The organism is Streptomyces sp. NPDC056883, assembly GCF_042788835.1.
In the GTDB taxonomy this organism is placed as follows: domain Bacteria; phylum Actinomycetota; class Actinomycetes; order Streptomycetales; family Streptomycetaceae; genus Streptomyces; species Streptomyces stoeckheimensis.
On record NZ_JBHUBS010000002.1, the window covers coordinates 327587 to 352219 of the forward strand.

Annotated in this window: 22 protein-coding genes and 1 pseudogene; 9 read left to right on the forward strand and 14 right to left on the reverse strand. The window is 73.6% G+C overall.

Going from position 1 to position 24633, the window contains the following annotated elements:
* Positions 1–57: 57 nt before the first annotated feature.
* From ACFRU2_RS06850 to dhaK, 10 genes and pseudogenes are all read right to left on the reverse strand, one after another.
* Positions 58–1488 carry an APC family permease gene (locus ACFRU2_RS06850; RefSeq protein ID WP_382968540.1) on the reverse strand — a complete coding sequence of 477 codons (1431 nt, stop codon included), beginning with the start codon at positions 1486–1488 and terminating at the stop codon, positions 58–60.
* A 299-nt stretch (positions 1489–1787) separates the two neighbouring features.
* On the reverse strand, positions 1788–2633 hold the full coding sequence (locus tag ACFRU2_RS06855; protein WP_382968543.1) for an STM4011 family radical SAM protein: 846 nt from the start codon (positions 2631–2633) through the stop codon (positions 1788–1790).
* 32 nt (positions 2634–2665) lie between these two features.
* Entirely contained in the window at positions 2666–3994 is a 1329-nt protein-coding gene (locus ACFRU2_RS06860; protein WP_382969586.1) for an STM4012 family radical SAM protein, read from the reverse strand.
* A 17-nt stretch (positions 3995–4011) separates the two neighbouring features.
* A complete protein-coding gene (locus tag ACFRU2_RS06865) occupies positions 4012–4830 on the reverse strand; it encodes an STM4013/SEN3800 family hydrolase (RefSeq protein WP_382969589.1) in 819 nt (272 codons plus the stop codon).
* A gap of 1 nt (position 4831) precedes the next feature.
* The gene (locus ACFRU2_RS06870; RefSeq protein ID WP_382968544.1) at positions 4832–5980 is read right to left on the reverse strand and encodes an STM4014 family protein; all 1149 of its coding nucleotides are present in this window, start codon (positions 5978–5980) and stop codon (positions 4832–4834) included.
* Complete coding sequence (locus ACFRU2_RS06875) at positions 5977–6945, reverse strand: STM4015 family protein (RefSeq protein WP_382968547.1); 969 nt, start codon at positions 6943–6945, stop codon at positions 5977–5979. The genes ACFRU2_RS06870 and ACFRU2_RS06875 overlap by 4 nt, the downstream gene beginning before the upstream one ends.
* An 88-nt stretch (positions 6946–7033) precedes the next feature.
* Complete coding sequence (locus ACFRU2_RS06880) at positions 7034–7519, reverse strand: hypothetical protein (RefSeq protein ID WP_382968549.1); 486 nt, start codon at positions 7517–7519, stop codon at positions 7034–7036.
* A 72-nt stretch (positions 7520–7591) separates the two neighbouring features.
* Positions 7592–8086: a PTS-dependent dihydroxyacetone kinase phosphotransferase subunit DhaM gene (locus ACFRU2_RS06885; RefSeq protein WP_382969590.1), complete on the reverse strand. Its 495-nt coding sequence runs from the start codon at positions 8084–8086 to the stop codon at positions 7592–7594.
* A pseudogene (gene dhaL / locus ACFRU2_RS06890) lies at positions 8069–8797 on the reverse strand (dihydroxyacetone kinase subunit DhaL); the annotation flags it as partial. The gene ACFRU2_RS06885 and the pseudogene dhaL, both read right to left, overlap by 18 nt.
* Positions 8798–8842: 45 nt before the next feature.
* Positions 8843–9850, reverse strand: a complete 1008-nt coding sequence (gene dhaK, locus ACFRU2_RS06895) for a dihydroxyacetone kinase subunit DhaK (protein ID WP_382968552.1) — start codon at positions 9848–9850, stop codon at positions 8843–8845.
* A gap of 298 nt (positions 9851–10148) precedes the next feature.
* Here dhaK and ACFRU2_RS06900 point away from each other — a divergent pair, with 298 nt between their 5' ends.
* The gene (locus tag ACFRU2_RS06900; RefSeq protein ID WP_382968555.1) at positions 10149–11261 is read left to right on the forward strand and encodes a glycerol dehydrogenase; all 1113 of its coding nucleotides are present in this window, start codon (positions 10149–10151) and stop codon (positions 11259–11261) included.
* A gap of 46 nt (positions 11262–11307) precedes the next feature.
* On the opposite strand, the gene ACFRU2_RS06905 is transcribed toward ACFRU2_RS06900, so the two are convergent.
* Complete coding sequence (locus ACFRU2_RS06905) at positions 11308–13539, reverse strand: SpoIIE family protein phosphatase (RefSeq protein WP_382968558.1); 2232 nt, start codon at positions 13537–13539, stop codon at positions 11308–11310.
* A 172-nt stretch (positions 13540–13711) separates the two neighbouring features.
* On the opposite strand from ACFRU2_RS06905, the gene ACFRU2_RS06910 reads away from it, so the two are divergent.
* Entirely contained in the window at positions 13712–14125 is a 414-nt protein-coding gene (locus ACFRU2_RS06910; protein WP_382968560.1) for a methylglyoxal synthase, read from the forward strand.
* Here the strand turns inward: ACFRU2_RS06910 and ACFRU2_RS06915 are convergent.
* A complete protein-coding gene (locus ACFRU2_RS06915; protein WP_382968562.1) occupies positions 14080–15546 on the reverse strand; it encodes an MFS transporter in 1467 nt (488 codons plus the stop codon). The two genes, ACFRU2_RS06910 and ACFRU2_RS06915, sit on opposite strands and share 46 nt — an antisense overlap.
* A gap of 92 nt (positions 15547–15638) precedes the next feature.
* Between ACFRU2_RS06915 and ACFRU2_RS06920 the strand changes: the two genes are divergently transcribed.
* From ACFRU2_RS06920 to ACFRU2_RS06935, 4 genes are all read left to right on the forward strand, one after another.
* Complete coding sequence (locus ACFRU2_RS06920; RefSeq protein ID WP_382968565.1) at positions 15639–16574, forward strand: LysR family transcriptional regulator; 936 nt, start codon at positions 15639–15641, stop codon at positions 16572–16574.
* Between the two features lie 181 nt (positions 16575–16755).
* Positions 16756–16983, forward strand: a complete 228-nt coding sequence (locus ACFRU2_RS06925; RefSeq protein WP_250739058.1) for a FeoA family protein — start codon at positions 16756–16758, stop codon at positions 16981–16983.
* The gene (gene feoB, locus ACFRU2_RS06930) at positions 16980–19121 is read left to right on the forward strand and encodes a ferrous iron transport protein B (RefSeq protein WP_382968568.1); all 2142 of its coding nucleotides are present in this window, start codon (positions 16980–16982) and stop codon (positions 19119–19121) included. Before ACFRU2_RS06925 ends, feoB begins: the two co-directional genes overlap by 4 nt.
* Positions 19118–19447 carry a helix-turn-helix domain-containing protein gene (locus ACFRU2_RS06935; RefSeq protein WP_382968570.1) on the forward strand — a complete coding sequence of 110 codons (330 nt, stop codon included), beginning with the start codon at positions 19118–19120 and terminating at the stop codon, positions 19445–19447. Before feoB ends, ACFRU2_RS06935 begins: the two co-directional genes overlap by 4 nt.
* 24 nt (positions 19448–19471) lie before the next feature.
* Here ACFRU2_RS06935 and ACFRU2_RS06940 read toward each other — a convergent pair whose 3' ends face one another.
* Positions 19472–19978: a hypothetical protein gene (locus tag ACFRU2_RS06940; protein WP_382968573.1), complete on the reverse strand. Its 507-nt coding sequence runs from the start codon at positions 19976–19978 to the stop codon at positions 19472–19474.
* Between the two features lie 181 nt (positions 19979–20159).
* Here ACFRU2_RS06940 and ACFRU2_RS06945 point away from each other — a divergent pair, with 181 nt between their 5' ends.
* Positions 20160–20879: a class I SAM-dependent methyltransferase gene (locus tag ACFRU2_RS06945; protein ID WP_382968575.1), complete on the forward strand. Its 720-nt coding sequence runs from the start codon at positions 20160–20162 to the stop codon at positions 20877–20879.
* Positions 20880–20922: 43 nt separating this feature from the next.
* Here ACFRU2_RS06945 and ACFRU2_RS06950 read toward each other — a convergent pair whose 3' ends face one another.
* Positions 20923–21834 carry an alpha/beta hydrolase fold domain-containing protein gene (locus ACFRU2_RS06950; RefSeq protein ID WP_382968578.1) on the reverse strand — a complete coding sequence of 304 codons (912 nt, stop codon included), beginning with the start codon at positions 21832–21834 and terminating at the stop codon, positions 20923–20925.
* Positions 21835–22039: 205 nt separating this feature from the next.
* On the opposite strand from ACFRU2_RS06950, the gene tdh reads away from it, so the two are divergent.
* Both tdh and ACFRU2_RS06960 read left to right on the forward strand, forming a co-directional pair.
* A complete protein-coding gene (gene tdh, locus ACFRU2_RS06955) occupies positions 22040–23074 on the forward strand; it encodes an L-threonine 3-dehydrogenase (protein ID WP_351440867.1) in 1035 nt (344 codons plus the stop codon).
* A 172-nt stretch (positions 23075–23246) separates the two neighbouring features.
* Positions 23247–24455 (forward strand): glycine C-acetyltransferase, encoded by a 1209-nt coding sequence (locus ACFRU2_RS06960; protein WP_382968582.1) that lies wholly within the window; start codon positions 23247–23249, stop codon positions 24453–24455.
* The last annotated feature ends 178 nt before the right edge of the window (positions 24456–24633 follow it).

Consider the following 24633-nt stretch of genomic DNA (forward strand, 5'->3'; position numbering starts at 1 on the left):
TGCGGGGCCCCGGGAGACGAACCCGTGGCCCCGCACCCCACCTCTGCCGGCCGGCCGCTACGCGGAGGCGGCAGGAGCCGCGGCCGAAGCCGGGTCGTCCTCGTCCACCGGGATGCTGACCAGCCAGCGGGTGTCCTTGCGGGGGCGCAGGTACAGCGCCCAGTACAGGGTGGCGACGGCGGTGATCCCGCCGGTCCACAGCAGGTACCGGGTCTCCTGCTGGGTGAGGATGTACGCGAACACCAGGATCAGCACGATCGGGACGGCGGGCCACAGCGGCATCCGCCAGGCTGCCGTCTCGCGGTGCGCCCCGCGGCGGCTGGCCAGGGCGGCCACGGCGACCAGCAGGTACATGCCGGTCACCGAGACGCCGGTGACCCCGTAGAGGGTGTCCAGGTTGACGAAGCACATCGCCGCGCCGGGGATGCCGACGAGCAGGGTGGCCACCCACGGGGAGCCGAACCGGCCGAGCCGCGAGAGCGCGGAGTTGACCGGCGCGGGCCAGGCCTTGTCGCGGGCGGAGGCGAACAGCACCCGGGAGTTCTGGATGACCATGACGATGCCCGCGTTGACGATGGCGAGGGCCACGCAGAGGCTGACGAAGGTGCCGACGGCCGAGTTGGACCAGGCGGTGACCATGGTGCCGAGGTCGCCGGAGGTCAGGGCCTCCAGGTCGGGGGCGCCCAGGGTGATGGCGATGACCGGGACCAGGATGACGGCGGCGGAGATGGCGAGGGTGGCCAGCACGGTCCGCGGGACGTTGCGGCGCGGGTTCTCCAGCTCCTCCGAGAGGTAGACGGCCGTCGAGAAGCCCTGGGTGACGAAGAGCGCGATGGCGAGCCCGGAGACGACCATCATCGCGGTGACCGTGGACGTGCCGCCGCCCTCCGCCGCCACGGTGCCGTGCACGAGGGCGCCGGCGCCCCGCTCGCTGTGGGCGAAGCCGAGGACGGCGACGAGCCCGGCCGCCACGACCTCCAGGACGAGGAAGATGCCGGTGATCCAGGCGTTGGCCCGCAGGTCGAGGAGACCGGCGAGGGTGGCGAGCAGCATCACGCCGGCGCCGGCGGCCGGGGCCGGTATGTCGACGACGGGGGCGAGGTAGTCGGCGGTGCCCATGGCGATCACGGGCGGCACGATCATCACGACCAGCAGGGACAGGACGAAGACCAGCCAGCCGGCCAGCCGGCCGGACAGGGTGGACACCATCGCGTACTCGCCGCCGGCGCTGGGGATGAGGGTGCCCAGCTCCGAGTAGCAGAAGGCGACCCCGATGCAGAGCAGGGAGCCGATCGCGATGGTGAGCGCGGTCCAGGTGCCGAGGCTGGAGAAGAGGTCCGGGACCACGACGAAGAGGGTCGAGGCGGGCGTCACGCACGAGAGGGTGAGCAGGGTTCCGCCGACGACGCCGATGGAACGCTTGAGCTTCTGGGGCACGGGACCGGTGGCGGGGGAGAGGGCCTGAGGAGCGCTGATCGTGTCAGTCATCGGTGCGGTGTTCCGATCGGCAGATGCGGTGAGTGAGCGCGGGAGCGGTATCGCCTCCGGGGCGGTGGTGGGCACGTCTGGTTCGGTGGCTCCCGGGCCGAATGGAATCTCCGCGAGATCCGCAGGTCAAGAGCAGTTCACCTGCGGATTTCGTCGTCCGGTGGCGGGGTGTCCGCCGCGCACGTCATGAACGCCGTGTGAACGCTGCACGATCACCGTGTGCGATAACCGCATGTGACCGTGGGTAAATTTCCCTCCGCTTTGCCCACCCGCCGCCCTCCCGTGTCATGGGAGGGCTGTCACGGGAGGGCCGGGATCCGCTCCAGGACGCCGCCCGCGAAGACGTCGTAGAGCGGGAGCGTCTCCAGGTGGACGTAGCCGATGTGGCAGTCGCAGACCGCCAGGGGGCAGGCGCGCGGGCGCAGGGCGGCCCGGTACGAGCCGTCGTAGAGGTTGCCCAGCTCCGCCTTGACGAAGTGACAGCGCCGGACCGTGCCGGCTCCGTCCACCGAGATCACCGAGGCGCCCGTGCGGCACGGCAGGCCCGCCGAGCGGTGCGGGTGGCGGCTGAACGGGAAGAGCGGGTCCAGGCCGGTCCAGTCGGCCGCCTCCGGATCGGTGTACGCGTGCCCCTCCGCCGCGTTGACCCACAGGTACACCTCGGGCGGCAGCGCGGCGCGCAGCCGGCGGGCCTCCGCGAGGTGTTCGGGCAGGCCGACCACGCCCACGCTGAACCGCACCCCGGAGGCCGCCAGCTCCCGGCACTTGCCCAGGAAGCGGTCGTACGGGGTCTGCCCCGGGTGGTACGTGCACCACAGCGCGAGCGTGTCCCGGTCGGCGTCGGCGGTCCAGCCGGTGCGGCCGCTCAGGTTGGTCTGGATCGCGACGCGGCGCACGTGCGGCAGGTGCGACAGCTCGACCAGGGCGCGCCGGTACCAGGAGCGGACCAGGCCCTCGCCCCACGGGGTGAACAGGACGGACAGCCGGTCGCCGGTGTTCCCGGCCGCCCAGTCGGTGAACCGTTCCAGGGCGGCCCGGTCGGCCGCCAGCAGCTCCCGGCTGTCGCGCCGTTTGGCGAAGGGGCAGTAGGGACAGTCGTAGTCGCAGGAGGACAGCGGCCCCCGGTAGAGCACGGTCAGGTCCATGGGAGACCCCTCAACTCCTCTTGCCGCCCCGGTCACTTGCGCTCGTACGCGGCCATCGCGGCCCGTACGTCCGCCGAGAACAGCGCCGGGCCCACCGCGTCCGAGTGCGCCAGCCCCTCCGGGGTCAGCCGCAGCAGCTCCGCGTCGTCCACGAGCCAGCCGCGCTCCGCGAAGGCCGCCAGCTCCGCCGGGAAGTCCTCCCGCGGACCGCTCCCGAACCGCTCCCGGTACTCGCTCACCGGCATCCCGTGCGCCTGGAGCAGGGACTGCAGCAGGTGTCGGCGCCGGGCCTCCTCCGCGTCGATCCAGCGGCCGTGCTCGGCCCGCGCGAAGTCCTCCTCCGGGCGGCTCACGTAGTCGTCGACGATCGTGCGGATCTGCCGCATGTCGACCGCGTAGTCGAAGGAGTAGTGCAGCTCGGCCGTGTAGGAGCGGGCCCCGCAGCCGAGGCCGATCATGCCGTCGGTCTGGCAGGCGTAGTCGTCGGCGGCCTCCTGCGGGGCCCCGGTCCGGCGGAACATCCGCATCGACACCTGCTCGTACCCGGCGGCCAGCAGGTGGTCCCGTCCGGCCCGGTACAGCCGCAGCCGCTGCTCGTCCCACCCGGCGGACGAGGCGTCGGCGGGCCCGCGCCCCAGGCCCGTCAGGGGGCGTACGTACAGCGGGTACAGGTACAGCTCCTCCGGCCGCCAGGCGAGCGCCGCGTCCAGGGAGTACCGCCAGCTCTCCTCCGTCTGCCCGTCTATGCCGTAGATCAGATCGACGTTCAGCACCGGGATCGCTGCCTCCCGGATCCTCGACAGGGCCGCCTCCACCTCCGCCCGCTTCTGCGGACGCACGGCGGAACGCGCCTCGTCGGGCACGAAGCTCTGCACCCCCAGGCTGAGCCGGGTCGTCCCCCGGTCGGCCAGGACGGCGAGCCGGTCCGCCGTGGCCGTGGCCGGCGAGGCCTCCACCGACAGCGGCACCGCCCTCAGATCGGCGCCCGCGGCCTTCTCCGCGATATCGCAGAGCCGCTCCAGCTCGGACGCCGTCAGGAAGGTCGGCGTCCCGCCGCCGAAGGCGGCCGCCGCGAACCGTACGGGCTCCCCGTCGCCCAGCGCGCCGCGGACCGCCGAAGCCTGCCGCTCCAGCGCGTCGAGATAGGCCGTGGTCAGGCCCTCCGGGGCGCCGATCCGGGTGAAGAGATTGCAGAATCCGCAGCGCACCTCGCAGAAGGGGACGTGGAGGTAGAGCGAGAGGGCGTGCTTGGGCTGCTCCGCCCACAGCCCGCGCAGGTGCGGCCGCTCGGGGAGCGGCCGGTACGCCGTCTTGTGCGGGTAGGCGTACACGTAACTCTCGTACGGGGTGGCGCCGGTCATCGGCATGGTCATGGGGGTCATCGGGGGCCGGACTCCTCGTGGTTCAGGTGGAACTGTGCGTACGGGACCGTCCAGACCGCCTCGTGGGCGAGCCGGTGCCCCGTGTACCCGTCGTCCCCGTACGTGGTCCCGTGGTCGGAGCAGACGACCGCGAAGCAGCGGCGCCGCGACCGCATCGCGTCGAAGAGCCGCCCGATGTGCCGGTCGACGTACTCCAGCGCGGCCGCGTGCGTCTCCCACGAGTCACCGTCCGCCGCGGTCGCCCCGGGGGAGTGGAACCAGTTGGGCTGGTGCATGGCCGACACGTTCAGGAAGAGGAACAGCCGCCGGTCGTGCGGCAGTTCGGCGACGACCCGCTCGGCACGGGACACCTGGGCCTCGAAGGAAGTCGGCGACGCCACCCCGAACTCCGGTTCCCAGTACGACTCCTGGAACATCCCGGGGAGTACGGAGCCCAGCGCGGCCGCCTTGTTGAAGAAGCCGACGCCCCCCACGCACACGGTCCGGTAGCCCGCCCCGGCCAGCCCCGACACCAGGTCCGGGGTGTCGAACACCCAGGTGCGCCCGGCGGTGGTCTCACTGCCCGGGAACCGGGCGGCGAACAGCCGCGGATGCGGGCCCGGCCCGTCGGGGGTGGGCAGGAACCCGGCGAACATGGCCTGGTGGGAGGCGTAGGTGAAGCTCCCCGGCGCGTGCCGCCGCTCCCACACCCCGCCGGGCAGCCGAGCCGCCAGGTTCGGGATCCGTCCCTCGGCGGCCAGCCGGGCGGCCACGTCGTGGCGCAACGTGTCGAGGGTGACGAGCAGCAGGTCGTCGCGGCCGACGACCTCGTTCATGTCAGGGGTGGACGGGGGCGTGTGCATGCTGTTCCTGTCGTACGGCGGCCACTTGGGCCGCATAGGTGTCCCGGCCCTCGGCGGGCGAGCCGCGCAGTCCCGTCAGCCCGGGCAGCAGGTCCCCGAAGGCGTTGACCTCTCCCACGGCGAAGCTCCGCCAGCCGAGGGCGGGCAGCAGATCCACCCCCACGCAGAGCGTGCGCGGGAAGGCCGCGGCAGCCCGCTCGCAGACGGCGAGCGCGTCCGCCTCCCAGCTGCCGCCCGCCGCCGTCACCGCGGCGACGGCCGCGCCGAGATCGCCGCGGGCGCCGCCGAGGTGCAGGTTCGTGAGCGGACCGGCCGCGGTGCGGACCACGGCGTGCGTGGCCCGGCCGCCGATGACGACCACCCGCAGATCGGCGGAGCGCCCCTGCTGGGAAGCCTTCGGCAGCCACCGCTCGATGTGCAGGCCGTCGGGGGCCAGGGCGTCGACGATGGCGCCGATCACCCGCTCGTCCTCGTACCGACGCAGGCGCAGCGAGTTGTGCAGTGCCCCCGAAGGGGCCCGCTCCACGGAGGTGGTGGCGCGGATCCTGCCGCCCGCGCCCGTCTCCACCGCGAGCACCCCGGAGGCCGAGGAGCCGTGCGCGAGCTTCACGAACGCCCGGCGGTAGCCGGGGAGGGCGAGCACCGCCCGGACCTCTTCCCAGCCGCGCACCGGGGCGCGGACGGCGTCCGGGCCCGAGGTCGGGGAGGCCGGGACGGGCGTCCCGGCAGCCGCCAGCACCCCGTGGCAGAGCCGCTTGTCGAACAGCACCGCGAGCTCGTCCGGATCGCCCGTCAGCGTGCCGCCGGCCGAGCGCACCTCCTCCGCCACCCGGTGCACCGCGTCGGTGAACCGGCGGTACCAGCGTCCCGTGCCCTCGACGCGGGAGGCATCGGCGGCCCCGCGCAGCAGCCGCTCCACCTCCGGGTCCTCGCCGGGAGAGTCGATCCGTACGCACTCGCCCGCCCGGAAGACGGCCCGGCCGGTCAGCACGTCCCGCCACGGAACCACCCGCGCCGCGGGCAGTCCGGCGGCGCGCACGGCGTCCTGGAAGAGAGCGACCCGGCGGTTGCCCGGATTGCCGACGACGGCGAAGGCGAAGGCAGCAGGAGCCGTACGCGTCACTCCGCGACCGCGACGTAGCGGTAGACGGTCACGTCATCGCCATCGCCATCGTCGTCGACGTCCGCGGTCTGGGGGTCGCCCAGGTCGACCTCCACGCCGTGGGGGGCGAGCGCCGCGTGCAGCCGCTCCCGGAGCGGTTCGCCGACGTAGTGGTGGTGCAGGTCGAGCTTGGTGAGATGGGTCAGGGAGCGCCCCGCCAGCAGGGCCTCCACGCCTTCGTCGGTCAGCACGCCCATGGAGAGGTCGAGCACCTCCAGCCGGTCCACGACCGGAGCGGTGGCGAGCGCCGCCGCGACGGCGTCCTGGATCTCGCTGTTGCGCAGCGCGAGCCGGCGCAGCGCGGGCAGCCGCTCGCCGCTCAGGAACGGCTCCAGGTCGCCGACTTCGGCATCCCCGCCGTAGTCGGGGGTGCCCAGCCACAGGTCGAGCTCGGTGAGGGCGGGGAACGTGCTCCCCGCGACCCCGGCCACCACGTCCTTCGGGAGCCCGCCGGCCTCCAGGCGCAGCACGCGCAGCGCCGCGTGCTCCACGGGCGGGAAGAGCAGCCCCTCTCCGCCGCGTACTCCGAACTCCTCCAGTGCGGGATACGCCGGCAGCAGCGGACCCACGTCCGACTGCTGGATCCACGAAATCTCGCACTCCTCGAAGGTGATGTCGCCGACGAACAGCGCCCGCAGCGCGGGGAACCTCGGAGCGGCCTCGACCAGCGCCTCGACGATCCCGGCGCTGGAGGCCTCGTACGCATCGGACCAGCCGCCCACGATCAGGGACCGCACCTGCCGGGTGTCCACGGAATCGGTGAACCGGGCGAAGGCCTGCGGCCATTCCTCCTCGGCGTCGTACGTGTCCACCGAGATCCGCCAGGCCACGGAGCCGGCCTCCGGCAGCTCGCGGGTGTCCTTCGGCCCCGGGAAGTCGAAGGCCGGCAGGCCGCCCAGCTCGCTCAGGTGAACCCCGATGGTCATGTGCGCTGCTCCTGACGGTGTGGTGGGCGGTGACCCGGCCCTGCGAGTCGTCCGACAACAGTTCTACCAACACCCACCGACAGCCGGCTCAGGGCCGCCACCCGGCCGTCCGGACCCGGGCCGTCCGGGCCTGCCAGAGCTCCCGGTTGTCGCACGTCCCGGGGCAGCCGCAGGCGCCCTCGGCGAGGAGCTCGGCGCGCAGTGCCCCCGAGGCGCCCGGGTGGTGGACGGCGAGACCGCGCACGTAGAAGCCGCCCAGGAAGGACGTGGCCCTGCCGCGCATGCTCACGGCCTCCGCCCGCTCCCGGTCGACCATGGAGCGGAGCACCGCGTCGTCCGCCGCGGGGTTCAGCAGGAGGCACCGGCGCAGGTGGTCGTCCTCGTCGTGGGACAGCCGGAGCAGGGCGTCGGGCGGAGTCGAGAAGTTCATCGCCGTGTACAGCCGCACGGGGGTGATCTCGTCCGAGGCGAGCTCGCGCAGCCGGTCCGCCGGGGTCAGCGGGTCGCGGGCTTCCTTGACGCGGGCGTAGCCGAGCATCCGCTCCGCCGGGCTGCGGAGTCTGCGAGGGGTCATGCCCCTGATGCTGCCACGGGGCGGTGGAGTCGGAGGGGGAGGGCGTCCCCCCCCGACTCGCCCGGCTTCGGGTCAGCGCTTGCGGTAGCCGCGCGCGTCCTCGGCGGCGGCCAGGACGGCGTCGAGGTCTCCGCCGATCGCCGAGGTCAGGGCGATGGCCACGGCGCCCTCCAGGAACGGCGCGTCCACGATCCGCGCGGCTTCCGGCAGAGGCGAAGGCTCCTCGCCGAGCAGGGACTTCACCGTCAGCACCGCACTGCCCATGTCACACAGCACGGCCACGCCCTGCCCCTCGTCCACCGACCGGGCGGCGGCCGTGATCAGCTCCGCGCTGGTGCCGATCCCGCCGTCGGGGGTGCCGCCCGCGACCGCCAGCGGCGGCGGCTCCACCGAGCCGAGGAGCGCGCCCGCCAGCGCGGCCACGGACTCCGCCACCGCCTTGCTGTGCGAGACGAGCACCACGCCGACGCGGCCGGTACGGGCCTTCGGCGCCCGCTCCTGCTCGTGCGCCGGCTCCTCGTCGGCGGCCGGTTCCGCGGAGGCGGGTTCCGCCTCCGGTGCGTCCACCGCGGTGCGCAGGGCCTCCATGAGCAGGGCCACGGAGTTGGCACCCGCGTCCTGGTGCCCGATGCTGCGCTCGCCGAGGTAGCTGGCCCGGCCCTTGCGGGCTTCGAGGGGCTCGGTGGCGTCGGCGCCCGCGCGGGCCGCCCGTACGGCCTCGTCCAGGGCCTCGCGCAGCGGCCGGTCCGCCGCGGCGGCTTCGGTCAGCGCCGTCACCGCCGGGGCGAGGGCGTCCACCAGGGTGGCGTCACCGGGCTCGGCGCCGCCCAGCTTCTGCACGGACGTGAGCCCGGCGCCGAGCGCGGCACCCAGTTCCGCCACGGTCGGTGCCCCGGTGTCGCCGAGCACCTTGCCCGTGCGGCGCAGCGCGGTGCCGAACAGCGGGCCGGAGGCGCCGCCCACGGTGTTCGTCAGCGTGGTGCCGGCCAGCGTCAGCAGCGCCCCCGGAGTGGCGGGCCGCTGCTCGGCCACGGCCGCGCCGACGGCGCCGAAGCCCCGTACGAGATTGGCCCCGTGGTCCCCGTCACCGATGACCGCGTCCAGCTCGGTGAGGCGCGCGCTGTCCCGCCGTACGAGCCGGTTGGTCTCGGCGATCCAGCGGCGGAAGTAGGCGGTGTCCAGCGCGGGGGCCCCGCCGGGGGCCCCGGCGGGCGGGGTCGTGGAGGGCGGGGTCGTGGAGGGTGCGGAGGTCGTCGGGCTGGCGGGCGTGGCGGTCATGGAGAAGGGCTCCTGGAGAGTGTCGGGAGGGGAAAGCGGGCGGGGTCAGCAGCCCCAGCGCAGGGACGGGGTGTCCACCGGCGCGTCCCACAGGCGCAGCAGCTCCTCGTCGGCGCGGCACAGGGTGAGGGTGCAGCCGGCCATGTCCAGGCTGGTGACGTAGTTGCCGACCAGGGACCGGGCCACGGTGATCCCGCGCTCGCCGAGCACCCGCTCGACCTCCGCGCGCATGATGTACAGCTCCACGGGCGGGGTCCCGCCCAGTCCGTTGACGAGGAGGATGACGGGGGCGCCGGCCGCTTCCGGGAGGTCGTCGAGGATGGCGTCGAGCATCGCCTCCGCGGTCTCGGCGGCCGTCATGAGCGTGCGGCGTTCGCGGCCGGGCTCGCCGTGGATGCCGATGCCCAGCTCGATCTCGTCCTCGCCGAGGGCGAAGTTGGGGCTGCCCTTGGCGGGGGTGGTGCAGGAGCTCAGGGCGACGCCGTAACTGCGTGCGTTCGCATTGACCTTGCGGGCGACCGCGGCCACCTCGGCGAGCGGAGCACCCTCTTCGGCCAGGGCGCCCGCGATCTTCTCCACGAAGAGGGTGGCGCCGGTGCCGCGCCGGCCGGGCCCGTGCTCGGTCCGGGCGACGGCCACGTCGTCGTCCACGACCACCTGCTCGACCTTGACGCCCTCGTCCTCGCAGTCCTCCGCCGCCATCGTGAAGTTGAGGATGTCGCCCGTGTAGTTCTTCACGATGTGCAGGACGCCCGCGCCCGCGTCGACCGCGCAGGTCGCGGCCGCGATGTTGTCCGGCACCGGGGAGGTGAACACCGGGCCGGCCACGGCCGCCGCCAGCATGCCGCGCCCGACGAACCCGGCGTGCAGCGGCTCGTGCCCGCTGCCGCCGCCCGACAGCACCGCGACCTTCCCGGCCGGCTCCCCGGCCGCTCCGGCGGCCCGCGTGACGATGCCCTTCTCCGCCTCGACGCGGAGCCCCGGGTGAGCGGCGGCCATTCCGCGCAGTGCGTCGGAGACGACACTTTCGGGGGAATTGATGAGCTTCTTCACGGGGGCCTCTTTCCTTGAAAGGGGAACGCGGAACGGGTGAGTCGTCAGCGGTCCGGAGCGAATAGAGGAATTGCGGGACGGTATTAAGTCGGCACCGTCGCCGATCCGCCGCCGCTTCCGGGGCACTTGGCTAGAACTTTACTCTGGCGAACCTGCGGAACAGCTCGGGCCCTTGGTCCCGGATTCGGCTGCGGAAGGGCCCGTTCATAGGGGGACCGTGCGTATCTCGGGTGTGACCGAGATTCGTGATAGGGATGAATAAGCAAGCGCAAATGAATTCGCAATGAGGAGGATTCACGTGAAGACCGTCGGTACGCGCATGATGATCAGCCCGCCGAAGTACGTGCAGGGCGCCGGGGCGATGAACGACCTGGGCGAGCACACGGCCCGCCTCGGGACGAACGCCGTGGTCCTCGCGGACAAGGGCGTCTGGGGCTTCGTCGACACGGCCGTCACCGCTTCCCTCTCCGCAGCCGGGGTCAAGCTGACCAAGGAGGTCTTCGGCGGGCTCTGCACCCAGAAGGAGATCGACCGGGTCGCCGCGGCCGCCGAGGCCGCCGGCGCGGACGTCGTCATCGGCATCGGCGGCGGCACCGCCATCGACACGGCGAAGGCCGTGGGCCACGCGCTCGGAGACATCGCCGTCGTGTCCGCGCCCACGGTGGCCTCCACCGACGCGCCGACCAGCGCGCTCGCCGTGATCTACACCGAGTCGGGCGCCTTCGAGCGCTACTCCTTCTTCCAGCGCAACCCCAACCTGGTGCTCGTCGACACCGCGCTCGTCGCGGGTGCGCCGAGCCGCTTCATCGTCTCCGGCATGGGCGACGCGCTCGCCACCTGGTACGAGGCCCGGGTCTGCGTGGCCGCCAACCGGGTCGCCATGGCCGGCGGTCTCGCCACCGAGGCCTCCCTCGCGCTGGCCCGGCTGTGCTGGGAGACCCTGATGGAGTACGGCCCCCAGGCCCGGCTGGCCGCCGAGGCGCACGTGGTGACCCCGGCGCTGGAGAAGGTCACGGAGGCCAACACGCTCCTCTCCGGCCTCGGTTTCGAGTCCTGCGGTCTCGCCGCCGCGCACGGCATCCACAACGGGCTGACCGTCTCGCACAAGGTGCACGGCATGATGCACGGCGAGAAGGTCAACATCGGCACCCTCGCCCAGCTGGTCCTGGAAGGCGCCCCGACCGACGAGCTGGACACCTACCTGCGCTTCAGCCGCGCCGTCGGCCTGCCCACCACCCTCGCCGAGATCGGCCTCGGCGACCCCGACCGCGAGGAGCTCCTCGCCATCGGGCGTGCGGCCACCGCGGAGGGCGAGACCACGCACAACATGCCGTTCCCGGTGACCCCGGAGATGGTCGCCGACGCCCTGATCGCGGGCGACTCCTACGCCCGCGCCTACGCCAAGAGGTAGCGGCGGAGGAGGGCGGGGCGCGGGCGGCGCAAGGTCCGCCCGCGCCCTACGGGGCCGCCTGGTCCGGGGCGTCCGGGGTGGCCACCTCCGGGGCGGACGTGCGGGACGCCAGGAGCAGGGCGATGTCGTCCGGCCGGTCCGTGGAGTGCCCCGCCTCGGCGACCAGCCGGTCCGCCGTCTCGGTCAGCGGGGCGGGACCGGCGGCCGCCAGTGCGGCGCGCAGCCGCTCCACTCCCATGTCGATGTCCGTGCCCGGGATCTCCACCAGGCCGTCGGTGTACAGGGCGAGCACCGCCCCCGGCTCGATCCGCAGCCGGGTCACCGGGTACGTGGCTTCGGCGTCGACGCCGAGCACCATCCCGCCCGGCAGGTCCAGTACCTCCGTCCGGCCGCCCGGATGCCGCAGCAGCGGTTGGGGATGCCCGGCCCGGACGGCGAGGGCGAGGCCGGACGCCGGGTCGAGCAGGACGTAGCAACAGCTGGCGAACTGACCCGGATCGAGGTCGATGAGCAGCTCGTTCGTGCCGCGCATCACCTGTTCCGGCTCGTTGCCGCTGAGCGCGAAGGCCCGTACAGCACTGCGTAGTTGGCCCATCGTGGCCGCGGCCGCCACGCCGTGGCCCTGGACGTCGCCGATGACCAGCGCGAGCCGCCCTCCGCCCGCCTCGATGACGTCGTACCAGTCGCCGCCGACGTCCATGCCGGCGGTGCCGGGCAGGTACCGCCCCACCGTGACCACGTTCTCGCGCACCGGCAGCCGGTGCGGGAGCAGCGCCGCCTGGAGCCCGCGGGCCAGCGCCGATTCGCTGTCGTAGCGCCGGGCCCGCTCCAGCGCCTGCGCGATCAGCCCGGCCAGCGCGGTGAGCACCGTACGCTCCTCCGGGCTGAACCCGCGCGGGGCGTCGAAGCCGAGGATGCACGAGCCGACGGGCCGGCCGGAGGCGATCAGGGGGAGGAAGGCCCGGGCGCCGACATCGGCGTCCAGCTCGATTCCCGGGTAGGCGGCGGCCAAGTGCTGCATGGACTCGAAGAACATCGGACGGCCCGAGGTGAGGGTCTCCACCCCGGGGAGCCGCACGTCCAGCGCGACCCCGTCGAACCGGTCGAGGAAGCCCCGGGGGAAACCGGTCTCCCACGCCAGGTGCAGATGGCCCTCGCCGAGCAGGTAGATCGCCAGCTGCCGCCCGCCGAAGGCCGGGAGCAGCTCGTCGGTGACCACCATCGACACCTGGCGGGCCGTCACCGCCTCGGTCAGCGCGATCGCCAGCGCCACCGGCCGGTACAGGGCCGAAGCCCGGTCGGCGGGCGAACCCAGGCCCGGTGAACCGAACCCCGTGCCCCCGCCGGGCCGCATCAGCGACTCGGGTGCGTACGTGGGTGGTTCGGATTCGGCGATGGTGACGGTGATCCCGTCGATCCCGGGATGCAGGCCCACCGACAGCCAGCGCGGGGAGGATTCGGGTCCGCGCCGGGCTGCTTGGAAGTGCACGGGAGCGGGGGAGAGGAACACGGCCCGGAAGTGGTCCTCGTAGGCGGGGTGTCCGAGCCAGGGCAGGGCCTCCCACAGCATCCGCCCGGAGAGCTCGGCCCCGTCGGAGTCGAGCAGGGTCGTGGCGGCGGAGCGGGCGCGGGAGTTGGCGAAGCCGATCACGCCCTGGCGGTCCACGGACAGGACGGCCAGGTCCAGCCGGTCCACGGCGGCGCGGGCACCCTCGGCGGCGCCGTCCGTCGGGTTGCCCGCCGGATCCGGACCGGGGAAGTACAACGGTTCGCCCTCCCACGTCACCGTGGCCCCGTCCGCGGCGAGCGCGGCCAGTTCCCCGGCCAGCCGGGTGGCCACCGTGCGCAGCCGCTTCCGGTCGCCGGGCCCGACCGGGACACCGGGGGTCGCGGGTCGCAGCACCACGAGGACGCCGTAGCGCTCGCGGCCGCGGGTCACGGGCTCGTAGAGCGAGCCGAACGGGAACGGCAGCCCGGCCATCAGCTGGGGGAAGCGCCGCATCGCGGATTCCGCGTCGGGCAGGTGCACGGACTGGCCGGACCGGTAGGCCTCGGCGACGGGGTACGGGCGGTTCATGTGCATCCGCCACCACGGTCGGAACAGCGGGCCCGGGATCCCGGTGACGGCCGCCATCAGCAGCAGTCCTTCGGTGCCGGAGCGCAGGTAGATCCCGCCCGCGTACCCGCCGGCGGCCCCCACGGCATCGCGAGCGGCCCGCGCGAGTGTCCGGGCCGTGGCGTCGGTGACGGGGCCGCCGGTGTCCGGTCTCGCCGTCACCTTTCCAGAATGCCCTCGGGCAGGCGCTTCCGCACACCCCGTGGACACCGCTTTCCGCCCTTGTCCCCGACATCACTTCCGCCGCACCTCCGATTATCGGACGCGTGGCGACGCCATTCGGAATTCCGTCCCCTGAATGGCGGAAGGGATCATGCCGGGTTAGCGTCGGCTGATGATCGCTCTCGTGGCACATGACCAGAGGAAGAACGACCTGCTGAATTGGGTGCGGCGCAATCACCGTGCCGTGACCCGGCACGGACTGGTGGGAACCAGCTCCACCGCACGACTGCTCAGATCGGAACTCGGCTTGCAGATCAGGGCGGTTGAGTCCGGTCCGCACGGCGGTGACCAGCAGATCGGCTCGATGGTGATTTCCGGCGATGTCACCTCGCTCGTATTCTTCTGGGACCCCCTGTGGGCCGCCCCGCACGTACACGACGTACTCGCCCTCGTGCGTATTGCAGTGCTCCGCAATATCCCCGTCGCCTTGAATCCGGCGAGTGCGGAGGCGATGTCCGAGGACGGTTTCTCCCTCGAAAGTCAGTCCGCCGCGGGCCCGCTCGCGGTCGCCGTCCGCCCCCGGTAGCCCGCGACCACGGCGACGGCCGCCAGCAACAGCACCCCGGCCGCCACGCGCAGGGCCGAGCCCATGGCGTCCGTGAAGACCGCGACCTGTGCGGCGTCCCGCGGCACCCCGTGGAACCGGGAGGCCAGCACCGTGCCGACCACCGCCACCCCGAGCGCCGCGCCGAGCTCCCGGGCGGCGGTGTTCAGGCCGGAACCCAGCCCCGCCTGGTGCGCGGGCAGCTCGGAGACCACGGTGAGGGTCAGCGCGGGCGCGCAGAGCCCGGTGCCCGCCGACAGCACCAGCAGGTAGAGCGCGTAGAGGGCGTACGGGGTGTCCGCGTCGGCGGTGGAGACCAGCAGCAGGCCGCCGCCGATCAGACCGAGCCCGGCACCGACGGGCAGCCGGGGCCCGGTCCGCTCCTGGAGCCGGGCGCCCAGCCTGGGCACCAGGGCCATGCCGAGGGTCAGCGGCACGATCGCGAGGCCCGTCCGGGCCGGGGAGAAGCCCTTGGCGTACTGGAGGTACTGGGCGTTGACGAAGAACAGGGCGAAGAGCCCGAAGAAGGCGGCTCCGATGCCGAGCGCCCCGGCCCGCAGCCTGCGCGAGGCGAAGATCCGCGGGTCCAGCAGCGGACGGGCGGCGCGCAGCGCGTGGCCGGTGAAGACGGCGAGCAGCACCGCGCCCGCGCCGAAGGCGCCCAGGACGAGCGCCGAGCCCCAGCCGTACGAGGGCCCCTCGATGATCGCGTAGACCCCTGCGAAGAGCGCCCCCGCGAGCAGGGCCGCCCCCGCCGGATCGACGGCGGCGTCGGTGCGCGAGGGCGTACGGGGGACCGTGCGGGCGACCGCCAGCGCGAGCAGTGCGCCGAGCGGGACGACGGCCCAGAACAGGGCCCGCCAGGTGAGGTACTGCCCGGCGAGCCCGCCGCCGACGTTGCCCGCGAGGCCCCCGAGGCCGGCGGACAGCGTCCAGGTGGCCAGGGCCCGGCCGCGCAGCTCGGGCGGGGACAGGTGGACCAGGACCGACATCGTGGCGGGCATGATCAGGGCCGCTCCCGCCCCGCACAGCCCACGCCCGGCGATCAGCACGGCCGGACCGGCGGCGACCGCGCTGACCGCCCCGCCGGCGGCGAACAGGCCGAGCCCGGCGAGCAGGGCGCCCTTGCGGCCGTACCGGTCGCCGAGGGCGCCGGCCGGGATCAGCAGCGCCGCGAAGACGATGACGTAGGCGTCGACCGCCCACAGCAGCTGACCGGAGGTGGGGTGCAGGGTGGACGCGGCGAGCTGAGGGATCAGCAGGTTCACGGCGGCGACCATGCCCTGGGCCACCAGGACGCAGGCACACAGGACGAGCAGGGCGGTGCGGGTCAGCTTGGGGGCCGGGGCGGGGGCGGGGGCCGGTTCGTTCGGATCGCCTGTGAGGGAGGCATGGCGGAGCACGGCTCCTCCTCGGAGTCGGTGGGGCGTTGGGGTGTGCTCTCACCGTAGGGTTGGTGCGACCTGCTTTCCAGTGCAAGTTCTGCAAGGGATCCATGCGCGTGACGCAATCCAGCGAACCCGCCCTCTCGGGCTTCGACCTGAACCTCCTCGTCGCCCTGGACGTCCTCCTGGAGGAATCGAGCGTGTCCCGGGCCGCGGCCCGGCTCCACCTGTCCGAGCCGGCGATGAGCCGTACCCTCGGCCGGATCCGCACGGCGCTCGGCGATCCCGTCCTGGTCCGCGCGGGCCGCGGCATGGTTCCCACCCCGCACGCCCTCGCCGTGCAGGGGGAGGTCCGGGCCGTCGTGGAGCGGGCCCGTGCGCTGTTCCTGGCCGGCGGCCGGGTCGACCTGTCGACATTGACCCGTACCTTCACCGTGCTGGCCAACGAGGCCTTCACCGCCGTCCACGCCGCCGCACTCCTCGACCGGGTCGCCCGGGAGGCGCCCGGGGTGCGGCTGCGCTTCCTGGCCGAGAGCCACATCGACGTGCCGGCGCTGCGCGAAGGCGTCGCCGACCTGGAACTCGGCATGATCGACACCCGGTCCCCGGAGGTCCGGGTCGAGCACCTCGCCGAAGAGCGCATGCTGGCCGTCGTGCGCCCCGGACACCCGCTGCTGCGGGGGCCGGTCACCGCGCGCGGGTTCGCCGCCGCCCGGCACCTGATCGTCTCCCGGCGCGGCCGGCTGGGAGGCCCCGTGGACACCGCCCTCGCGGAACGGGGCCTCACCCGGCAGGTGGTGGGCAGCGTCGGTACCTTCCCCGCCTCCCTCTTCGTGCTCCGCGAGGGCGACCTCGTGGGCCTGATCACCAGCCAGGCCGGGCCGCTCGCCACCGCGTTGGGGCTCGAGCTCTTCGAGATCCCCCTCACCCTGCCGCCGCTCCCCTTCGGCATGGCCTGGCACCCGCGCCACGACGCGGATCCCGCACACGCCTGGCTGCGCGACTGCGCCCGCGCGCTGCTGCGCCCGGGGGCGGAGACCGGGTGAGCCGGCCCGCCGGCCCGCCGCCCCACCGGCCCGCCAGTCGCCAGTCGCCAGTCGGCCGATCGGACGAGGACCGGCCGGGACCGGGGGGCTGAAAGTCCCTGTCGGTCAGGGACTTCGACCGGCTGCCGTTGCACCTCGGACTGCTTAGGTTTGCCTAAGTGGATTCGAACAAGGAGGTCCGGTGCCGTCGCTCAACGACAGCCGTCCAGGGACGACCGTACGCATCACGGGGATCGACCCCGGTCAGGCCGGCGGGAGCCGGCGCCGGCTCCTGGAGTTCGGCTTCGTACCGGGCGCGGACGTCACCGTGATCGCCCGGGGTGCGACCGGAGGCCTGCTCGTCGGGCTCGGCGACACCCGGGTCGCGCTGGACACCCGTACCGCCGGCCGGCTGAGGTGCGCCGGATGAGCTGTCATGCCACCGGGGCCGGTGCCGGTACGACCGCCACGGCGGAGCGGCGTACCGGTACGCCGTTCGTCGCCCTCGTCGGCAATCCAAATGTCGGCAAGTCGACCCTCTTCAACGCCCTCACCGGCGCCCATCAGCGCGTCGGCAACTGGCCCGGCAAGACCGTCTCCGTCGCCCAGGGCGACTGGCGCACCGCGGGCGGCGGTCGGCCGCTGCGCGTCGCCGACCTGCCCGGTTCATACAGCCTGCTGCCCGACTCCCCGGACGAGGCGCTGGTGCGCGACGTGCTGACCGCACCGGAGGGGGAGCGGCCCGACGCGGTGGTCTTCGCGCTCGACGCGGCCAACCCGGCCCGCAACCTGTACCTGCTCTCGCAGATCCTCGACACCGACATCCCCGTCGTGGTCGCGCTCACCATGACCGACGTCGCCGCCCGGCGCGGCGCGCACCCGGCTCCGGACGCGCTGGCCCGCGAGCTCGCGCTGCCCGTCGTACGGGTGGAGGGACGCACCGGGACCGGGCTGGACCAGCTCGCCGACGCGGTGCGCGAGGCCCTGGACGCGGCAGCCCCGCTCCCCGGGCGGACCTCCGCCTGGGCAGCCGGCTCGCCGGTGGCGGCAGAACTGGCGGAGCTGGCCGCGGCGGCCACCGGGCGGACCCCGCACCCCGCCCGGTGGCTGGCCGTGAGCCTGCTCTGCGGGGAGCGGCCGTCCGCGGTCCCCGCGGCGCTGGCCGAGCGGGCAGGGGCGGCGGCGGACCGGCTCGCAGCGGCCGCAGGGGTGGGCTCCACGGACCCCGACCCCGACGTCGATGCCGAACTCCTCGTCGCCGAGGCCCGCTACGCCTGGGCGCACGCCGTCATCGAACGCGCCGCACCCCGCCCGGCCGGGGCCCGGCCCACCCTCACCGACCGGGTGGACCGGCTGCTGCTGTCCCGCGGCTTCGGCATCCCGTTCTTCCTCGCCGTCATGTGGGGCGTCTTCCAGGCCACCACCGCCCTGGCCAAACCCCTCCAGGACGGCCTCGGCGACTTCGTCTCCGGGCCCGTCAGCGGCGGCGCCGACCGGCTCCTGGAAGCCGTCCACGCGCCCGGCTGGCTCACCGGACTGCTGGTCGACGGCCTGATCAACGGTGTGGGCCAACTGCTCACCTTCGTCCCGCTGATGATCATCATGTTCCTGCTGCTGGCCCTGCTGGAGGATTCCGGCTACTTCGCCCGCGCAGCGTTCGTCGCCGACCGCCTGATGCGCACGCTGCGGCTGCCCGGCCGCGCCTTCCTCCCGCTGGTCGTCGGCTTCGGCTGCAACGTCCCCGCCCTCGCCGGCACCCGGATCCTCAACCGCCGCTCGCACCGGATGCTCGTCGGCCTGCTCATCCCGTACATGAGCTGCACCGCCCGCCTCGCGGTCTACGTGATGATCGCGGGCGTCTTCTTCGGGTCGAACTCCGGCACCGTCGTCTTCTTCCTCTACGTCGCCTCCGTGCTGCTGGTCGTCGGCATGGGTCTGATCCTGCGGCCCCTGCTGTTCCGGGACATGAAGGAGGAACCGCTCGTCCTGGAGCTGCCCCCGTACCGGCTGCCCACCCTGAGGGTCACCGGAGTGCAGGTCTGGCAGAAGCTCGCCGCCTTCCTGCGCACCGCCGGCGGCATCATCGTCGCCACCGCGGCCGGCGTCTGGCTCCTCATGGCGATCCCCGCCGCGGCCGGCCACGGAGGCTTCGGCAAGGTCGACGTCGAACAGAGCGTGTTCGGTACGGTCACCCGCGCTACGGCGCCCCTCGTGGCCCCGGCCGGCTTCGGCGACTGGCACGCCACGGCGGCGCTGGGCACCGGCCTGATCGCCAAGGAGGGCGTGATCTCCACCCTCGCCCAGACCTACTCTGCCGAGGAGGACGGCGACCCCAAGCTCACCGCGAGCCTGCACGCCACCTTCGAGGAATCCTCCGGCGGGCACCAGCGGGCTGCCGCGCTCGCCTTCCTGATCTTCATCCTCGCCTACACCCCCTGCTTCGCCACCCTGGCCGCGCAGCGGGCCGAGATCGGCACCCGGCTGACCGTCATCGGCTTCGGCATCCAACTGACGGCGGCCTGGCTGCTGGCCGTCGGGGTCTTCCAGATCGCGAGGCTGGTGTGGTGAACGGGATCGACGGGACGGAGCGGACCGATGGCGCCACCGCCACCGGGCCCGGCATGCTGCGCCGCCTGCTGCGCGCCTTCGAGGAGGCGGCTCCCGGCGAGGGGCTCGCCCAGATCGCCGACCGGCTGGGCATCGACCGGACCGAGGCGGCCGACCTCGCCGCCTACTGGGTCCGCAAGGGCCGGCTGCGGCGTGAGGAGATCGCCGCCGTGGACTGCTCGGGCTGCTTCTTCGCCTCGCGGGGATGCACGACCTGCCCCGACGACTCCACCGCCGTCCCGCGGCCGACGCTGGTCGCCCTGACACCCGTACGCCCCCGGGGGTGAGGGCCCGGCGCGGGCGCCCGCCCGTCACCGGGCCCGGTGACGCTTCGCGTAGGACCAGGTCACCGCGGTCATCAGGGCCGGTATGGCCAGCAGCGGGGCGAAAACGAAGCCCCAGACGGTCTGTGGAGCACCGCTCGCCAGGTACGTATGGCTTTCGACGGTGAAGAGGACCGCGAGCTGCCACAGCGCCCCCAGGACCAGGATGCCCGAGGCCGTCCAGGCCAGCGGGGCGAGGACCCCGGGGCTCATCGGCCGCCACCGGTCGCTGACCAGCAGGAGCGGTGACAAGGCGGCCAGTTCGGCGAGGACGGACAGTCCGACGACGTAGGCGATGCCCCAGCCCGGGATGCCGTAGACCTCACGCAGCACCCGGTCGCCGTAGCCCACGTAGACACCGGATGCCATGGCGATGCGCCACAGGCCGGACGGGACGGCGCACAGGGCGATGGCATGGGCGGCGCGCCGGGCCCAGGCCGGCGCGGGCTCGGGCGGGGGCACGGAGGAGGGGAGGGCGCTGCTCGCTGTCGTCATGCCTACAGGCTGGCCGCGGAGGGGGCGGCCGCGCGTCGTCCCCGCGGGCGGAGCCCGTCCGTCCGGCGGACGAGGGCGTGGCCCCGTACGCCGTACCGACTGATCCGAACGCCTCCCCCGTCCGGGGGAGCTCCGGGGTGGGGGCCGTCGGCCGGGGCCGCGGGCGGGCAGGCTTGCGGACATGCGACAGCAGTACGACACCACGTCAACGCCCCCGCCGGCCTTCTCGGTCGCCGATGCCTTCACCCTGCGCACCGCCCTGGACGCCCTCGGCGGCGTCCGCGGCCTCGACACCCTCGACATGGCCTGCGGACACGGCAGCACCACCCGGATGCTGGCGAGCGGCGGGGCCCGCAGGACGGTGGGCGTCGACAGCTGCCCCGAGCGCATCCGCCGGGCCCGGGAAACCGGCGCGGACCTCGCGCACGCCGTCGAGTACGTCGTCGCGGACGCGGCCGGCGGCATGCCGGCCCTGGGGCCGTTCGACCTGGCCACCGCCGTGTACCTCTTCAACCAGGCCCACGACCGCACGGCCCTGCACGCCATGTTCCGTGCGGTACGCGCCAACCTGCGCCCCGGCGGGCGGCTGCTCGCCATCGTGCCGAACCCGGGGGCCTTCCCCTACGCGGACTGGGCCCCGTACGGGATCAGCGTCGTCGAACGCTCTCCCGGCGGGGACGCCCCACTGCTGCGGGCCCGGCTGGAGACCGACCCGCCGGTGCCGTTCGAATGCCGGGAGTGGGCCCACGCCGACTTTGCGGAGGCCGCCGCCGACGCCGGCTTCGCCACCGTCACCTGGCAGCCGACCCGGACTCCGCCCGCGTGCGAGACCCGGGACGAGACCTACTGGGCCCGCTACCGCACGGCCCCCGTCGGCTCCCTGATGAACTGCGTGGCCTGAGCGGCCGCACCGACCGGGGACGGCGCCTCAGGACTCCGCCGCCTCAGGACTCCGCCGCCGCCGCGCGGACCAGCTCCACGATCCGGTCGCGGGCCGCCCTGCCCTCCGGGACCGGCATCAGCGGGTAGTCGTGCAACAGCCCCGGCTCCTCGATGAACTCCACCTCGGCGCCGGCCGCCCGCGCCCGGTTCAGCAGTTCGCGGCTGTCGGTCGTCAGGACGTCCCGGGTGCCCGTGAACACCGTCAGCGGGGCCAGCCCCGCGAACGACCCGTGCAGCGGGCTCACCCGGGGATCGTCGGCCGCCAGGTTGCCCGCGTACAACCGCCCGGCTTCCCGCAGGCCGGGGCGGGCCAGCATCGGGTCGCCCGCCTCGATGGCCGCCTGGTCGGGATGGCTCATGGACACGTCCAGCCAGGGCGAGATCAGCACGATGCGCGAAGGCTGCGCCCCGTTGCGGTCGCGCAGCCGCTGCGCCGCGGCCAGCGCCAACCCGGCACCCGCCGAATCCCCCAGGAGCACCGTGCCGCCGGCGCCCCCGCTCGCGATCAGGCCGCTGAGCAGGTCGGCGGCGACCGGGACGGTCCGGTCGGCGGTTCCGCGCGGGGCCAGTATGTACGCCGGTACGACGACCCGCGCCTGCGCCTGCGTGACCAGGGTCCGGATCAGCGACCAGTGCGCCCGGACCAGTTCGTTGATGTACCCGCCGCCGTGCACGTACAGCACCCGGGCGGCCGGTTCCACGCCGAGCGGCGAAACCTCGTACACCGGCCAGGCCCCGACGAAGGTCCGCGAGACCTCCGCCACCCGGCCCAGCGAACGCGGGGGCAGATGCGACGCCGGGCGCCGCATCGATTCCGCCACCCGGGTACGGACCGCCTCGGCGCTCCCGAACCGTCTTCGCCGCCCCGCCGCGATCAGCGCGACCGAAAGCGCCCTGCTGCGCAGACTCGGCACGCCCCTCACCTCCCCAAACCCGGCCCGGAAAGCTCCCCGGCCCCTGCCCGTCACCTGAGGAGCATAGGCGTGAAGCTGGGCTGTCGACCCGCTTAAGAAATCCTCGATGGACTGATCACCCGCAGGTCGGCAGATTGGAGGCGTCCGAACGCTGCCCGGCCCGCACGCCCCGTAGCGCTTCCTTCCGCATGCCTGGAGCCACCCCATGAAGGCACTCGTCAAGCACAAGGCCGAGCCCGGGCTGTGGCTCATGGACGTTCCCGAGCCCGAGTACGGCCCCGGCGACGTGCTGATCAAGGTGCTGCGGACCGGCATCTGCGGGACCGACCTGCACATCCGCTCCTGGGACGGCTGGGCGCAGGGCGCCGTCAAGACCCCCCTCGTGCTCGGCCACGAGTTCGTCGGCGAGGTGGCCGCGCTCGGTGCGGACGTCCACGAGGACATCGAGGTCGGTGCGCTGGTGAGCGGCGAGGGCCACCTGGTCTGCGGGAAGTGCCGCAACTGCCTGGCCGGGCGCCGCCACCTGTGCCGCAGCACGATCGGGCTCGGGGTCGGCCGCGACGGCGCCTTCGCCGAGTACGTGGTCCTGCCCGCGCAGAACGTGTGGGTCCACCGGGCCAAGGTCGACCTCGACGTCGCGGCGATCTTCGACCCGTTCGGCAACGCCGTGCACACCGCGCTCTCCTTCCCGCTGGTCGGCGAGGACGTGCTGATCACCGGCGCGGGCCCGATCGGGATCATGGCGGCGGCCGTGGCCCGGCACGCGGGAGCGCGCAACGTGGTCATCACCGACGTCAGCCCGGACCGTCTGGAGATCGCCCGCAAGGCCGGCGCCACCCTCGCGCTCGACGTCTCCAAGGCGACCATCGCCGACGCGCAGGCCCAGCTCGGCCTGCGCGAGGGCTTCGACATCGGCCTGGAGATGTCCGGCCGCGGCGAGGCCATGCGCGACATGATCGACAACATGACGCACGGCGGCCGGATCGCCATGCTGGGCCTGCCGGCGCAGGAGTTCGCCGTCGACTGGGCCAAGGTCGTCACCTCGATGATCACGATCAAGGGCATCTACGGCCGCGAGATGTTCGAGACCTGGTACGCGATGACCGTGCTGCTGGAGGGCGGGCTCGACCTCAGCCCCGTCATCACCGGCCGGTACGCCTACGGGGACTTCGAGGCCGCGTTCGACGAGGCGGCGACCGCCCGCAGCGGCAAGATCATCCTGGACTGGACGCAGGCGTAGCGCTCCGGGCGCAGCCGCCCGGGCGTTGCCCGCCGGGGCGTCGGGCGTCCGGCGTCCGGCGTCCGGCCCCACAGACCATTTCCCTCCGGCCGGGTCCCGCACCACCCTCCCCCCCTCCGCGGGGCCCGGCCCCCCCTCCCTCCGCCGCACCAGGAGAAAGAGAGCACCGCACATGTTCGAGACCGTCCGCGCGGACCTCCGTACGACCCTCGACGAGATCCGCTCCGCGGGTCTGCACAAGCCCGAGCGCGTCATCGGCACCCCGCAGAACGCCGCCGTCGCCGTGACCTCGGGCGGCGCCCCCGGCGAGGTCCTCAACTTCTGCGCCAACAACTACCTCGGTCTCGCGGACCACCCCGAGGTGGTCACCGCGGCGAAGGAGGCCCTGGACCGCTGGGGCTACGGCATGGCCTCGGTCCGCTTCATCTGCGGCACCCAGGAGGTCCACAAGGAACTGGAGGCCCGCCTCTCCTCCTTCCTCGGCCAGGAGGACACGATCCTCTACTCCTCCTGCTTCGACGCCAACGGCGGAGTCTTCGAGACGATCCTCGGCCCCGAGGACGCGGTGATCTCCGACGCCCTCAACCACGCCTCGATCATCGACGGCATCCGCCTCTCCAAGGCGCGCCGCTTCCGCTACGCCAACCGCGACATGGCGGAGCTGGAGACCAGGCTCAAGGAGGCCACCGAGGGCGGTGCCCGCCGCAAGCTGATCGTCACCGACGGCGTGTTCTCGATGGACGGTTACGTCGCCCCGCTCGCCGAGATCTGCGACCTCGCGGAGCGCTACGACGCCATGGTCATGGTCGACGACTCGCACGCCGTCGGCTTCGTCGGCCCCGGCGGCCGCGGCACCCCGGAACTGCACGGGGTCATGGACCGCGTGGACATCATCACCGGCACCCTCGGCAAGGCGCTGGGCGGGGCCTCCGGCGGCTACGTCGCGGCGCGCGCCGAGATCGTCGAGCTGCTGCGCCAGCGCTCGCGCCCGTACCTCTTCTCCAACTCCCTCGCCCCGGTCATCGCGGCGGCCTCCCTCAAGGTCCTCGACCTGCTGGAGTCGGCCGACGACCTGCGCGAGCGGCTCGCCGCCAACACCGCGCTCTTCCGCACGAAGATGACCGAGGCCGGCTTCGAGATCCTGCCCGGCGACCACGCCATCGCCCCGGTGATGATCGGCGACGCGGCGGAGGCGGCCAGGATGGCGGAACTCCTGCTGGAGCGCGGGGTCTACGTGATCGGCTTCTCCTACCCGGTGGTGCCGATGGGTGCGGCGCGGATCCGCGTCCAGCTGTCGGCCGCGCACTCGACGGCCGACGTGGAGCGTGCGATCGCGGCGTTCATCGACGCGCGGGCGTCCCTGGCGGGCACCGAAGCCTGACCTCCGCTCCGTTCCCCGGGCTTCGCCCGGACCCGTTGCCGCGTGCGGCGCCGTTGCCGGGGGCCGGCCCCCGGACCCCCGGTCCTCAAACACCCGACGGGCTGGGTTTTTTCGCTGTCTCGGAAAACCCAGCCCCTCCCGCGTTTGCGGGGAGGGGTCTTGGGGGGAGACCCAAGGG

Excerpts from the sequence above, each read along its gene's own strand:
- ACFRU2_RS06850 (WP_382968540.1), bottom strand. The coding sequence starts at position 1,488 with ATGACTGACACGATCAGCGCTCCTCAGGCCCTCTCCCCCGCCACCGGT.
- ACFRU2_RS06855 (WP_382968543.1), bottom strand. The coding sequence starts at position 2,633 with ATGGACCTGACCGTGCTCTACCGGGGGCCGCTGTCCTCCTGCGACTAC.
- ACFRU2_RS06860 (WP_382969586.1), bottom strand. The coding sequence starts at position 3,994 with ATGACCGGCGCCACCCCGTACGAGAGTTACGTGTACGCCTACCCGCAC.
- ACFRU2_RS06865 (WP_382969589.1), bottom strand. The coding sequence starts at position 4,830 with ATGAACGAGGTCGTCGGCCGCGACGACCTGCTGCTCGTCACCCTCGAC.
- ACFRU2_RS06875 (WP_382968547.1), bottom strand. The coding sequence starts at position 6,945 with ATGACCATCGGGGTTCACCTGAGCGAGCTGGGCGGCCTGCCGGCCTTC.
- ACFRU2_RS06880 (WP_382968549.1), bottom strand. The coding sequence starts at position 7,519 with ATGACCCCTCGCAGACTCCGCAGCCCGGCGGAGCGGATGCTCGGCTAC.
- ACFRU2_RS06910 (WP_382968560.1), top strand. The coding sequence starts at position 13,712 with ATGATCGCTCTCGTGGCACATGACCAGAGGAAGAACGACCTGCTGAAT.
- ACFRU2_RS06920 (WP_382968565.1), top strand. The coding sequence starts at position 15,639 with ATGCGCGTGACGCAATCCAGCGAACCCGCCCTCTCGGGCTTCGACCTG.
- feoB (WP_382968568.1), top strand. The coding sequence starts at position 16,980 with ATGAGCTGTCATGCCACCGGGGCCGGTGCCGGTACGACCGCCACGGCG.
- ACFRU2_RS06940 (WP_382968573.1), bottom strand. The coding sequence starts at position 19,978 with ATGACGACAGCGAGCAGCGCCCTCCCCTCCTCCGTGCCCCCGCCCGAG.
- ACFRU2_RS06945 (WP_382968575.1), top strand. The coding sequence starts at position 20,160 with ATGCGACAGCAGTACGACACCACGTCAACGCCCCCGCCGGCCTTCTCG.
- tdh (WP_351440867.1), top strand. The coding sequence starts at position 22,040 with ATGAAGGCACTCGTCAAGCACAAGGCCGAGCCCGGGCTGTGGCTCATG.
- ACFRU2_RS06960 (WP_382968582.1), top strand. The coding sequence starts at position 23,247 with ATGTTCGAGACCGTCCGCGCGGACCTCCGTACGACCCTCGACGAGATC.